This window comes from Porphyrobacter sp. AAP60 (genome assembly GCF_001296025.1).
GTDB lineage: Bacteria > Pseudomonadota > Alphaproteobacteria > Sphingomonadales > Sphingomonadaceae > Erythrobacter.
In genome coordinates this window covers 41520-54792 of the sequence record NZ_LJHV01000009.1, presented here as the reverse complement: position 1 = coordinate 54792, position 13273 = coordinate 41520, and the positions used below count along the sequence as shown (strand labels likewise).

The following is a 13273-nucleotide window of genomic DNA, read 5'->3' as shown; positions in this document are numbered from 1 at the left end:
ACAGAATCCCCCACCTCCTTTTTCAGTCTACCGCGCGTTTCAGATAGAGAAACGGCAGCCAGCTGGCGGCATGGATCCAGCCTTCGCGTTCCAACCCGGCGCTTATGCTGATCACGCGCCGATATTCCCATCGGGTATCGGTGCGCCGGAAGGTCAGCTGCAAGGGGCCTACGCTGACGAGTTCGTGCCCTTGCGTTCCGGCCTCTCGCAAAATGGCCATTTCGTTGAATGCATGCGCACCATAGCGCACCACCTTTTCCCCCTCGCCATCGCCGTCATCCGCTTCGATCTCGGCCGGCCCCTGCGTGCGAAACCGCTGCTGGGCAGCCTGCTTCGAAATCCCCAGCACATCGCCGATCTCGCTCCAGCTCATGCCCGAACGGCGTGCAGCCTCGATCCAGCGATGAAGCACGATCCGGCTTTCGTCGGCAATACAGTGCGCGGCGAGGATCGCCTCCTCGAAACCCTCGCGGCTTTCGCCTGTGAAAGGGGGCTCGCGGCCTTTGGCCCAATCCAGCATGAGCGCGCTGACCTGGTCGCGCAGATGCTGTTCTTCGGTGATTTTCATGGCTCGGCATCCGTCAACAAGTTCCTGACGGATCGTCAATGCCCTATTGACGTTCTCTCGTCAAGGTTTGCTTGACGGAAGCGCTGCTAGTCCTGAACCGCCTCGGCCTTGATTGCCGCCAATTCCTTCTCCAGCCTGATCGCATCAAGGATCTTTGCGCCGCCAAGGAACACGGCGCCGGTGGTCGCCAGCAGCAACAGCTTGCCGCCAAAGCCGGGATATTCGTTAAGATAGGCCGAACCGCGCGCGGTCGCACCGAGCGCGAGCGCATAGATGATCAGGAACGCTTCAAAGCGCGTCTTGATGACGAACAGCCGTTTGAACTTTGCCAGCATGGCGTCTCCTGATCGATCGCGAATCCCGTTCGGAGACTCGCTCTAAGATTGGAGCAACCCTACGCCTGCCGTGCGGGGCGGCGCAAACGCGTTAACCAAGCTGTCCCAGATCGAGCGCGTCCAGCAGTGCCATTCTTGCGCCGACAACCTTTTCGGCAAGCGCGGGCGTGCCAAGATCGAACGGATCGATCTGTTCGGGCCAGTGCGCTGCGATGGTGGCTTCGATTCGCTCGGCCTTGGCCTCGTCGAGCAGGAAGCGCGGATCGACTGTTGCAGGATCGCACACCACCCGCAGGCGCAGGCAGGCCGGGCCGCCGCCGTTGGCCATGGATTGTTTCACATCAACGGGGATGACTTGCCGGATCGGGCCGTTTCCGGCGAGCATCGTCTGCACCCAGCCCCAGACGGCCGCGCTTTCGCGGCATTCGGTCGGCACGATCAGCGCCATGGTTCCATCGGGCAGGGTCAGCAACTGCGCGTTGAACAGATAGGTGCGGATCGCCTCTTGCAGCGTCACCGCACTTGACGGCACTTCGACCACCTCCAGCGCGGGGAAAGCGGCGCGGATTGCCTCGTAAGCGCCCGCCTGATCGGCAAAGGCTTCGGCATGGGTGAACAATACGCGCCCATTGGCAACCGCGACCACATCATTGTGAAACGCGCCTGCTGCAATGGCTTGCGCGTTCTGCTCCACGAAAACCGTGCGCGCCGGATCAAGCCCGTGGGCGCGGGCGACAAGGCGGCTGGCCTGTTCGTGCTGGCGTGCCGGGAAGGGCCCGCCGGTGCGACCATAGACGAACACTTCGACACCGGGCGCATCGTGGCTTTCGCACAGGCGCATATGGTTGGCCGCGCCTTCATCGCCGAAGGTTGGCGGCACGGCATCGTGGATGGTGAAGTGGCGCTTGTCACCGAAGGCCACTTCCAGCTGGCGCTTGGTATCGGGCCATTCCTGCGCACGGTGAAGCATGGTGACAAGGTTGGCGGGCGTAAGGTGGCAGCGCCCGTCGGCAGTATCCGGCGCGGGGCTGACGGTGGCGGCATTGGCCGTCCACATGCTTGAGGCCGACCACGGCGCGGCGCGCAGTTGCGGCGGCTCGGTGCCGTCGAGCGCAAGCGCCTGCTCCAACGAATCATTCGGGCGGGGCAGTGGCAGCAGGAAGCCCTGAACGCCCAGCCGTGCCAGATTGCCGCGCATCTTGGCCATGCCCTGCAATGCTGCGGCGCGTGGGTAAGACGGTTCGCCCGCATGGCTGGCGCTGGCGATATTGCCGAGGCTGAGCCCCGCGTAATTGTGCGAAGGGCCGACGATCCCGTCGAAATTGATTTCGGTGAGCACTTTTCCCACTCCATTTCGTCATTGCGAGCGACCGTCAGGTCGTGCGGCAATCCATGGTCGAACTTCACGGCAAGCGGGCGGGCCATGGATCGCCGCGTCGCTGCGCTCCTCGCGGGTGGCGAGGGAGAGTCGCCTACCGCCCCACGCTCCACACCGTATCGCCTTCGCTGACATCAAGCAGATCGGCGCTGGCGCTGTCGATTGCTATGCCGCCATCCGCGTCCATCATTCGCGCACCGAAACAGGCGCGAAAGGTGCCGAGGCTCCCGGTTGCCAGTATCGCGCGCTCGCCCTCGGCTACCGAGACCGCGGTGACGGTCGCCCCGCTGCTGTTCTTGACGCTGGTGACCAGATCGGTGTGCGCTGTCATGGTCGGGCCGCCGTCGAAGATATCGACATAGCCATCGTGGCGGAAACCCTCGCCTTCCAGCATACGCATCGCGGCGCGGCCCGTGGGGTGGGGCACGCCGATCACGCTGCGCGCATCGTCATCCAGCATGGCGATGTACACCGGGTGCTTGGGCATCAGATCGGCGATGAACTGGTTGCCGTTGATCGCGTTGAAATAGTCCGCGTCCTGAAAGCTCATCCCGAAGAAGCGTCCGGCGACCCCGTCCCAGAACGGCGATCCGCCGCGTTCATCGATGATCCCGCGCAATTCGGCCAGGATACGGTCGGCAAAGCGTTTGCGGTGCATCGCCACGAACATGTAACGCGACCGGGCGAGCAGCAGGCCAAGCCCGCCTGCGCGCTCGTTCGGGTGCAGGAACAGCCCGCCGACCTCGCTTGATCCTTCGAGATCGGTGACAAGGCTGAGCAGTTCGGCGCGCACAGTGCGATCCAGTTCCTGCGAATACTGGGTGAGGGTGTTGAGGCGGTAGGAATAGAACGGCCAGCGTTGCCCCACCTTCGTCATCAACTGGCAGGTGCCGCGCACCGCGCCGGTGCGGGCGTTTTCCAGTACCAGTACGAACAATTCATCGCCCAGTGTATCGCTGTCGCTGGCAAAGGCGGCTTCGGTACGTTCCAGCTTGGTTTGCAGCGCGGAGCGATCGGGCGGCAGATTGGTAAAGCCTCCGCCGGTCAGCTTGGCCATTTCATACAGCGCCTCAAGATCGGCGGCACGCGCGGCGCGCAGGCGGAAAGTCATGTGGATGTTCCTTGGTTGAGTGCGCCGCTGGCAAGGCGTTCAATCACGCGGGCTGACAAGGCTGCACGCTCGGTAAGGCTGGGGACGATCAGATATTCGTCGGGTGAATGGATCGCGCCGCCGCGCACGCCCATGGTGTCCACTACCGGCACGCCGCAGGCTGCGATGTTGTTGCCATCGCACACTCCGCCAGTCGATTGCCAGCGGATGTCCTGCCCCAGTTCGGCGCCGCATGCCCGCACCAGATCGAACAGACGCTGCGCATTGGCATCAACCTTTTTCGGCGGGCGAGTAACGCCGCCGTGGCGGTGGGTGGAAACTTCGTGCACCGCATCAATGCTTCGCAGCAAAGCGTTGAGGTTGTTGTCAAACCCCTCCATCGCCGCAGTGGATTTCGGGCGGATGTTGAAGCGCAGCACGGCATGGTCGGGCACGACATTATTCGCGGCGCCACCTTCCAGCTTGGCGGGGTTGATCGTCAGATCGTCGCTTTCCAGCGCCTTCAGCCGCAGGATCAGATCAGCAGCAGCGACAACCGCATTGCGCCCTTCGTGCGGGTTGCGCCCGGCATGAGCGCTGCGCCCGGTGAAGGTGATAGAATAATTGCCCGTGCCGCCCCGTTCATGCGCCAGCGTGCCATCGGGCAGGGCGGCGGGCTCATAGGTCAGCGCGGCCAGCTTTCCCGCCGCCAACTCGGCAATCAGCGCGCTGCTGGCCAGCGATCCGGTTTCCTCGTCAGAATTGATCAGCACGTCATAGCCAAGGCTCGATGCACTGGCGGCCTGTTCGAACGCCAGCAGGGCGTGGAGCATCACCGCGATCCCGCCCTTCATGTCGGCCACGCCGGGGCCGTTGAGAACCTCCCCGTCCAGCCAGCGCTGGTTTTGAAAGCTGTGATCGGCGGGGAACACGGTGTCCATGTGCCCTGTCAGCAAGATGCGGCGATTGGCCTGCGGGCGCACCCGCACGACCAGATGCTGGCCGTGGGGCTTTTCGAACGCCGAACCATCGGCGGCCACAGCGGTGACAGGGGCGGGATCGACCAGTTCCACCGTGCCGGGCAATGCGCCAAACGCCTCCGCCAGCATAGCAGCCTGCCGGGCGAGCCCTGCAAGGTTGGCTGTGCCGGTGTTGATCGCGCCCCACGCCTCAACCTGCGCCAGCATGGTTGCGGCATCGAAATCTGCGGGGGTGACGGGCGCTTTCATCCTTGCACCTCTAGCCGCCTGTGCGCGCCAGTCCAACCCGTTGCGGGCCGCCAGACCGTTGCAAAGCCTCTGGCCCTGCGCCATAGGGCCAGCCGTCCTCTCCTCCCCGGGTTCGGCTTCACGCTTACCATACGAGGACTACCATGACTGACACGACCACCCGCGCCGGTTTGAGCATCGACTCCCGGTTGGCGAGCTTCCTTGAAACGCAGGTGCTGGCGCCGTTGGGGCGCGACGCCGGAGCGTTCTGGGAGGGTTTCGCCGCGCTCCTGGCCGATTTCGCGCCGCGTAACGCCGCCCTGTTGGCAAAGCGCGAGGATTTGCAGGCACAGATCGACGCTTGGCATACCGGGCGCGCCGGAAAGCCGCACGATGCGGCGGCCTACAAAGCCTTCCTGACGGACATCGGCTACCTCGTTCCGGAACCGGGCAACTTCCAGATCGGCACACAGAACGTCGATCCCGAAATCGCGACCATGGCCGGGCCGCAGCTGGTGGTGCCGATCCTCAACGCCCGCTTCTTGCTCAACGCCGCCAACGCGCGCTGGGGAAGCCTGTATGACGCCTTCTACGGCACCGACGCGCTGGATGCGGCCCCGGCCAAGCCCGGCGGGTATGACGAAGCACGCGGCGCGGCGGTGATCGCGCGCGGGCGGGAGTTTCTGGATAGCGCCTTTCCGCTGGCAGATGGGGCGAGCTGGGCCGATCTTGCAGGGCGCGAAGCTCTCGCACTTGCCGATCCGGCGCAGCATGTCGGCACCACCGACAAGGGACTGCTGCTGAAAAACAACGGCTTGCACATCGAAGTGGTGTTCGATGCGAGCACTCCGGTGGGCGCGACCGACAAGGCAGGCATCGCCGATATCATCGCCGAAGCCGCACTCACCACCATCGCCGATTGCGAGGATTCGGTCGCTGCGGTCGATGCCGAGGACAAGCTGCTGGCCTATACCAACTGGCTCGGCATCATCCGCGGCGATCTGGCCGAAAGCTTCGACAAGGGCGGCAAGACGCTGACCCGCACGCTGGCGGGCGACAAGAGTTTCACCGCAACCGATGGCACCGCGCATACCCTATCGGGCCGCAGCCTGATGTTCGTGCGCAATGTCGGCCACCTGATGACCAACCCCGCGATCCGTCTGCCCGATGGCAGCGAGATCCCCGAAGGCATCATGGACGCGGTCTTCACAAGCGCAATCAGCACGCTGGATGTCGAGGGCCACGCCAAGTTCGGCAATTCCCGCTGCGGCAGCATCTACATCGTGAAGCCCAAGATGCACGGGCCGGAAGAATGCGCCTTCACCAACGACCTGTTCGATGCGGTGGAAGACCTGCTCGGCCTGCCGCGCCACACGATCAAGGTCGGCGTGATGGACGAAGAACGCCGCACCAGCGCCAACCTTGCCGCCTGCATCCATGCTGTGCAGGGCCGGATCGTGTTCATCAACACCGGCTTCCTCGATCGGACGGGCGATGAAATCCACACCTCGATGCGCGCGGGGCCAATGCTGCGCAAGGGCGCGATGAAGGGGTCTGACTGGCTCAAATCCTACGAGGCGCGCAATGTCGCCATCGGCCTTACGCACGGCCTTTCGGGCAAGGCGCAGATCGGCAAGGGCATGTGGGCCGCGCCTGACCTGATGGGGCAGATGATGGTCGAGAAAATCGGTCACCTGCGTGCAGGCGCCAACACCGCATGGGTGCCTTCACCCACGGCGGCGACGCTCCACGCGCTGCATTACCATGCAGAAGATGTGTTCGCTATCCAGCAGAGCCTGCCCGAACCGATGGGCCTTGACGCGCTGCTCAGCATTCCGCTGGCGGACGGGGTCAACTGGTCGGCGGAGGAAATCCGCGAGGAACTCGACAATAATTGTCAGGGATTGCTCGGCTATGTCGTGCGCTGGATCGATGCGGGCGTGGGCTGTTCCAAGGTGCCGGACATAAATGATGTGGGCCTGATGGAAGACCGCGCGACCTTGCGCATTTCCTCGCAGCACATCGCCAACTGGTTGCTCCACGGCGTGATCACCGAAGATCAGGTGATGGATTCGCTGCGCCGCATGGCCGCCAAGGTTGATGCGCAGAACGCAGGCGATCCGCTTTATCAGCCGCTTACCGATAACGAAGATGGTGCAGCGTATCGCGCGGCGAAAGACCTGATCTTCAAGGGGGTGGAGCAGCCCAGCGGCTATACGGAGCCGCTGCTGCACGCCTGGAGATTGCGCCAAAAGGCGGGGTAAACGCTTTTTCCATAGATTCCGCATAGGGTTGGCCGAAAGGCCGGACCCTGGCGGAGCAATGGATGATGGGCGAGATTTTCGAACAGCTTTACATGGCGATTGTCAGCATGCTCAGCCTCGCCTTCTTCGGCGGGCTGATGTTTTACATCATTCACGCCAGCAATTCGCGCTGGCGCGAGTATGAACTGCTTTATGCGGCTATCGAACCGCGCCAGCCGCTGGCCAAAAAGCTGGCGGGCATGGTGCGCATCTCGCAGCCCGGTTTTCGCTGGGGGCATCTGTCGGGCGATCTCAAATCGCACCGCCACCCCCCGGTGACGGTGGGCGTGCACTCTGACGGGCTGACCCTCTCGATCGTGCCGCCGTTCAAATATGGTTGCCGTGATCTGTTCCTGCCGTTCGACAAGATGACGGTCGAGCCTGCCAATTGGGACATGCTCCACAAGGAATATGGCATACAGATGGAAGGCGTTGATGGCATTGAAATCCTGATGTTTTCCACCATCATGGAATGGGCGGCGGAAAGGTCGGAAATCCTGGATCTGATGCTGCAACGCGCAGAACTGGTGCGCGAATTGTCTAAGAACTGCGAACGCCAAGTGCCCGCGCCACGCTGACGAACTCATCAACGCTGACTGTCTCCGCCCGCCGCGTTTCGTCGATTCCCAGCGATGCCAAGGCTTCCAGTGCCCCTGGCACGCCCTTCAAACTCTGGCGCAGCATCTTGCGGCGCTGGCCGAAGGCGGCTTCGGTCAGGCGTTCGAGCATTCGGGCTGACACGCCTTCGGGCATGGGCGCAGGGGTCACGTGGACGATGGCGCTCATTACCTTGGGCGGCGGGGTAAAGGCGCTGCGGTGGACCTTCATCGCGAGGCGGGCCTCGGCGCGCCACTGCGCGAGCACAGCAAGACGGCCATAGGCATCCTCCCCCGCGCTTGCCACGATCCGGTCGGCCACTTCGCGCTGGAACATCAAGGTGAGCGATTGCCAGAGCGGGGGCCAGCTTTCTCCGCCCAGCCAGCGCACGAACAGCGCGGTGCCGACGTTGTAGGGCAGGTTCGACAAAACGTGGAATGGCTCTCCATTCATCAGCGCATTGTGATCGAGCTTGAGCGCATCGCCTTCGATAACAGTGAGTTGGCCGGGGAAGCTCTCGCTCAACTCGGCCAGCGCTGGCAGGCAGCGGCGGTCCATTTCGATCGCGGTGACCCGCGCTCCGGCGCGCAGCAAGGCGCGGGTCAGCCCGCCGGGGCCGGGTCCGACTTCGAGTACGGCTTGCCCCGCCAAATCCCCAGGCAGCGCGGCGATGCGCGCCAGAAGCTGTTCATCGAGCAGGAAATTCTGCCCCAGCGCCTTGCTGGCTGCAAGGCCGTAGCGTTGAATCACGTCACGGATCGGGGGGAGTATAATGCTCATCAGACTCCCTTATCCGTTCGTGTCGAGCGAAGTCGAGACACCAGTGCCAGGCCTCTCGACTACGCTCGGGGCGAACGGACTCAAGAGTTTACCCGCGCCGCTGCCATGTCTGCCGCCATCACAATCGCCGCCGCCATCGCGCCGGGATCGGCCACGCCTTGTCCGGCGATGTCGAAGGCAGTGCCATGATCGGGTGATGTGCGGATGATCGGCAGACCCAGCGTGACGTTCACGCCATCATCAACTTCCAGCGCTTTCAGGGGGATAAGCGCCTGATCGTGATACATGCACAGGGCCGCGTCATAGCCCGCCCGTGCCCGCGGCGTGAACAGCGCGTCGCCCGGAACAGGGCCGAAGGCGTCGATCCCTTCGGCCTGCAAGGCAGCGATGGCAGGGGTGATCAGCCGCGCTTCCTCGTCTCCGAACTGGCCGCCTTCACCGGCGTGCGGGTTCAACGCGGCAATCGCAAGTCTGGGTGATAACACACCGAAATCACGCCGCAATCCGGCGGCAACTATACGCGCTTTGTGGATGATCAATTCGGCTGAAAGCAGCGCGGGCACCTCGGCCAAAGGCACGTGGACAGTCAGCGGCACAGTGCGCAAACTCGGCCCCGCCAGCATCATCACCGCATCGCGGTATGGCTGGCCGCAAGCATCGGCGAGAAATTCGGTCTGGCCGGGGTAATCCCAGCCGATAGCGGCCAGCGCGCCCTTGGCCACCGGCGCGGTGACCAGCCCTACAGCGACCTCGGAGAGGGCAAATTTTGTCGCCCATTGGAGCGACGCCAAGGCCAGCCTGGCGCCATCGGGAGAGGGTTTGCCGGGGGTCAAAGCGCCATCAAGACCGGCCAGAACCGGCAGTCCTGCAGCCGCAGCGAAAACCGCTTCCGCCGGATCGGCAATCGGCACGATCGTGCAGTCGATCCCCATCCGTTCGGCAAGGCTGCGCAGCAGCTCCGGTCCGCCCACCACAAAGGCCGGCGGCGCGCGCCGTTCAGCCCGCAGCCGCGCCCACGCCCCCAGAATGACCTCCGGCCCGATCCCCGCCGGATCGCCGAGCGATATCGCCAGCGGGGCGCCAGCCACGGTCAGTTGTATTCGATGTAGGCGTCGTTGCGCAGATCTCGGAGGTAACGCTGGGCGCGCTTGTTGACGCGCTCTTCCTCGATCTGGTCCATCACAGCGGCAAAGGTCGGCCCGCCGGTATCAGCCGGATCATCGCGTCCGCACAACATCAGCACGCGCACGCCTTCCTGCACTCCGCCAAAGGGCGGCGTCGCCTGCCCGATTTGCAGGCCCAGAATGATGTCGCGCAACTGCGCGGGCAGGTTGGCCGCCTTGATATTATCGTTCGAGACGACTTCGGCGTTGATCTTCGCCGCGCCCGCTTCCACGTCGCTGCAACCGCGCAGGCCCTCGATGAAGTCGGCGAATTCATTCACCCGTACTTCGGCCTGATCCTGCGTGATGCCGGGGGCAAAGTTGATCGAGATCTGCTTGAGGCTGAGCAAGGCTTCGGCCGGGTCGGCCATCAGCACCTGGCGCTTATTGATCAGGTAAAGGATCGAAAAACCGCCGGGAATTTCGATCGGGCCTACCAATTGCCCCGTCTGCATCGTGCGGGCCGCTTCGCCAAGCTGCGACGGCAATTGGCCCAGCCGCACCCAGCCCAGGTCGCCGCCGACCACCGCTGTGGTCGCTTCGGAAAACTGGCGGGCATAGGCGACAAAGCTGCCGCCCTGCTGCAATTGCTGGACGATTGCCTGTGCATTGGCGAGCACGGCGGCGCGGTTTTCGGTGGTGGCCGAAAGGTAGATTTCGCCGAGACGGTATTCATCCGTCCCGCGCGCTTCGTTCATGCGCTTGAGCGAATCGTTCACTTCTTCCGCCGACACATTCACGAAGGGCATGATCTTGCGGCGCAGCAGGTTTTCCCACGCCACTTCGCCTTCGATCTGGCGCTTGAGCGAAGCGGGCGAGGATCCGATGGAAACGAGGTATTCGTCCATCTTCTTGGGTTCGCCTGCAAAGTTCTGGCCGGCCAGCTGGATGTAGGTCTGTTGGACCTCCTCGGGCTTCACCGCCATCTCATCCGCGGCCGCGGCCTGGATCTTGAGTGTTTCGTCGATCAGGTTGCGCAGCACCTGCACGCGCAGGCGCAGCATTTCTTCCTCGGAGATTTCGGCGTCGGAAGCGGCGGTGACCAGCGCAACCCGCTGATCGATATCGGTGCCGGTGATCACATAGCCGTTGACCACCGCGGTGGCGGTGCGGCGATCGGGATCGGCCTTGCCGAACAAGGTGATATCTTCGGGCAGACCGAAAGGATTCTCCGCAGTCGGAACGGCCACGGTCTGCGCCGAGGAAGCAACCGGTGCGACAGAAAGGCCGATCATCCCGATCGCGGCCAGCGCGGTTCCGGTTCTGGTAAACAGCGTCTTGGTCAACAGCTTTACACTCACTCGTTTCAATCCCGTCTTACGGTAAAATCCCGCCCTACAAGTGGTGCGGGCCCCCTTGCCGTTGCCCTGCATCGGCTGAACGGAAGCTGAGTTCCGCCCGATCCCCCAAGGCGTGGCCCCCCGCCACTTGCGCAGCCCTTAGCCCGATTTCCCGGCGCTGCCAATTCGTGCTGTTTAACGGAACCCCAGATTACGCAGTGCGAAGAACACCTGAAACGCATTGCCGCGCCGCGCATCGCCCGCATCGATGAAATCGCGCCGCCAGGTTGCGCCGAATTCGATGCAGTCATCCTGATAGGCCACGCCAAGCCGGGTGCGGATCGGTTCGAACCCGTCGGGCAGGAACACCGGGTCATCATCGGCATCGGTCAGGTTGACTACGCCCGATCCGAACACCGACCATTTGCGCCCGATGGCAATGCGGGCCGCAGCGCGCACTTCTTCGCGGTCGCGCAGATCCTCGACCGTGGCGATGTTGCGATCCAGCCGCAGATAGCCGACTTCGAGATAGGTGCGGCGCGAACCGATGGCAGCATCGATTTCGTTGCGGCGGACCGTGAAATTGTCCTTGTCCAGCCGGAACCGGTGGGTGAGGCTTACCAGATTGCGGAACCGGATTTCGGTGCGTCCGACAAAATCCGACACCCGTTCGGACAGGCCCGTGCCTTCGGGGAAGATATCATCGCGCGGGGCTTCGATGCGGAAGGATTGGCCGATGGTCGATTTGACGCGCCAGCCGGGGCGCTGCAATTCCCAATCCACGCCCCAGGTGACGCGGGTGCCATCTTCCACCCGGTCATAACCGGGGAAACGGTTGAGCGCGAACAGGTTGGAATCTTCAAGATCGATCGCGCGCGCATCTTCGTTGGGCACAGCCAGATTGCGGATCTTGGGGCTGGCAACCAGTTGCAGGCGCGGTTTGAACACCTGCGTGCCGCCGAATGCCTCGCCCACGAACGGCCATTCGATATCGAGCGCGGCGGTGGCGATGCCGCGGGTGGTCCAGCCTTCATTGCCGCGATAAATGGCGGTGCTGGTCGCAAGCACATTGTCGGTGTTGTAAACATCGCCGCGGGCCAGCGCTGTCAGCGTGACGACCTGACCCATGCCGGTCAGCCGCTTCATATCCCACTGCACCCCGGCAAAGGCACGCTGGGTATCCTGCCCGTCCTTGCGCAGCAGGGCCAGGCTGTTGGCCTGGAACATCACATTCCCGCCCAGCACCGGATCGGCAAGCTTCTGGCGGAAATCGATCGCGGGGAGCGCCAGTGGCACCTGCCCCTGATCGGCATTCAGCCGCAACGTCTGCGTCGCCCAGCCCGCGATCGAGAGGTAGGAATTATCGGTGATGCGTTCCAGATCGATGGTCGAACGCAGCCGGTCATCGCGGCTGATATCATAGCGGCGCAGGAAGGTGCGATCACTGGCCAGGCGGATCGATCCGGTCAGGCTCCAGTCGGGCGAGAACTGGAAACGGCCGTTGGCATCCAGATAGCCGCGCGGGTCGCTTTGAAAACTGTCCGCGCCGGTAAAGTCGGTCGACCGGTCACTGGCTGTGGCATAGCCGGTGATCTGGTAGGCACCCTTTTCGGTCAGGTGCCGCCATTTTGCGCTCGCCATCGGGGCGACGTTGGAAAACACATAGGCGCCCAGCGTCAGATCCTTGTTATCATCAAGGCGCCAGTAATATTCGCCGGTCAGCTCCAGCCCGTTGACCTGTGTGACGCGCACGTCGGGGATCAGGAAGCCGGACGTGCCTTTGCCATCGGTGCGAAAGCCGAGACCCGGCAGCGGCAGGATGCGCGCACCGAACAATTCCAGCATTGCGCCAGAAAAACTGACGATGCTGGTGTTCTGGTCATAGGTCACCCGCTTGGCGGTGATGCGCCAGCTGGGATCGGCGGCGCAGCCTTCGGCATCGACGACCGGGCAGGCGGTATAGGCAGCGTCGTTCAGCACGGCGACGCCATCGGCCCCGCGCTGCGCCGATCTTGCGGCTAGGCGGCCGCCTGCGCGCAGGGCGATCAGCAGCTCGCTCATCGCGCCTGTGTCGAATTCTTCGGTCAGCTCGACCTGATCGGTGAAAAGCTGGTTGCCCGCCTCGTCCACCAGCCGCACATTACCGGTTGCGAGGATCTGCCCGCTGCGGCGATCCCACGTCACCGCGTCCGCCCGTACTGACCGGTCTTCGGATCGCAGGATCACATTGCCGCTGGCGGTGACGGTTTCGGTTTCGTTGTTGTAGGAAAGCTCGCTCGCCTCGAAATCGATTGCGCGTGGCTGATCGGCGGGTGCGGGCGCAGCAGCGGTTTCGCCCAAGATTTGGGGGGCGGTTGCTTGTTCCTGCGCGGCCAGCGGCGCGGCCAAGCCCAGCAGCGCAAGCACAGCACACGACACCGCCGCCCGAGCCGGGAAGCGCGAGCCTGCGGTGACATGCATCCGCGATGCGATCGACGAGCTTCCCGACATGGCCTTGCCTATTGCACCGCTCGCGCCTAATCGCAATCGCGTTTGCGCCCCCGTGCGCGCGGCTTGTCGCGGCTGCCGAAC

General features: G+C 63.6%; 11 protein-coding genes. 2 read left to right on the top strand and 9 right to left on the bottom strand.

Features of this window, described 5'->3' with window-relative positions; genetic code table 11:
* Nucleotides 1-22 precede the first annotated feature (22 nt).
* The 5 genes from IP79_RS09680 to IP79_RS09660 all read right to left on the bottom strand — a co-directional run bounded on the left by IP79_RS09680 (nt 23) and on the right by IP79_RS09660 (nt 4600).
* Complete coding sequence (locus tag IP79_RS09680) at nt 23-568, bottom strand: hypothetical protein (protein ID WP_054119097.1); 546 nt, start codon at nt 566-568, stop codon at nt 23-25.
* Nucleotides 569-654: 86 nt separating this feature from the next.
* Entirely contained in the window at nt 655-903 is a 249-nt protein-coding gene (locus IP79_RS09675) for a hypothetical protein (RefSeq protein WP_054119096.1), read from the bottom strand.
* A gap of 91 nt (nt 904-994) precedes the next feature.
* The gene (locus IP79_RS09670; protein ID WP_054119121.1) at nt 995-2242 is read right to left on the bottom strand and encodes an N-succinylarginine dihydrolase; all 1248 of its coding nucleotides are present in this window, start codon (nt 2240-2242) and stop codon (nt 995-997) included.
* 133 nt (nt 2243-2375) lie between these two features.
* Complete coding sequence (locus IP79_RS09665) at nt 2376-3392, bottom strand: arginine N-succinyltransferase (protein ID WP_054119095.1); 1017 nt, start codon at nt 3390-3392, stop codon at nt 2376-2378.
* Nucleotides 3389-4600, bottom strand: coding sequence for a hydrolase (locus IP79_RS09660; protein WP_054119094.1), 1212 nt, complete (start codon nt 4598-4600; stop codon nt 3389-3391). The genes IP79_RS09665 and IP79_RS09660 overlap by 4 nt, the downstream gene beginning before the upstream one ends.
* A 143-nt stretch (nt 4601-4743) precedes the next feature.
* On the opposite strand from IP79_RS09660, the gene IP79_RS09655 reads away from it, so the two are divergent.
* Together IP79_RS09655 and IP79_RS09650 are read left to right on the top strand one after the other, a co-directional pair.
* Entirely contained in the window at nt 4744-6843 is a 2100-nt protein-coding gene (locus IP79_RS09655; protein ID WP_054119093.1) for a malate synthase G, read from the top strand.
* Between the two features lie 62 nt (nt 6844-6905).
* Entirely contained in the window at nt 6906-7460 is a 555-nt protein-coding gene (locus IP79_RS09650) for a hypothetical protein (protein ID WP_054119092.1), read from the top strand.
* On the opposite strand, the gene rsmA is transcribed toward IP79_RS09650, so the two are convergent.
* From rsmA to IP79_RS09630, 4 genes are all read right to left on the bottom strand, one after another.
* Nucleotides 7423-8259: a 16S rRNA (adenine(1518)-N(6)/adenine(1519)-N(6))-dimethyltransferase RsmA gene (gene rsmA, locus IP79_RS09645; RefSeq protein ID WP_054119091.1), complete on the bottom strand. Its 837-nt coding sequence runs from the start codon at nt 8257-8259 to the stop codon at nt 7423-7425. The genes IP79_RS09650 and rsmA overlap by 38 nt on opposite strands.
* 80 nt (nt 8260-8339) lie before the next feature.
* Nucleotides 8340-9347: a 4-hydroxythreonine-4-phosphate dehydrogenase PdxA gene (gene pdxA / locus IP79_RS09640; protein WP_054119090.1), complete on the bottom strand. Its 1008-nt coding sequence runs from the start codon at nt 9345-9347 to the stop codon at nt 8340-8342.
* Nucleotides 9348-9349: 2 nt separating this feature from the next.
* Nucleotides 9350-10708, bottom strand: coding sequence for a peptidylprolyl isomerase (locus IP79_RS09635; protein WP_233994162.1), 1359 nt, complete (start codon nt 10706-10708; stop codon nt 9350-9352).
* 189 nt (nt 10709-10897) lie between these two features.
* Entirely contained in the window at nt 10898-13192 is a 2295-nt protein-coding gene (locus IP79_RS09630) for an LPS-assembly protein LptD (RefSeq protein WP_156318243.1), read from the bottom strand.
* Nucleotides 13193-13273: the final 81 nt, after the last annotated feature.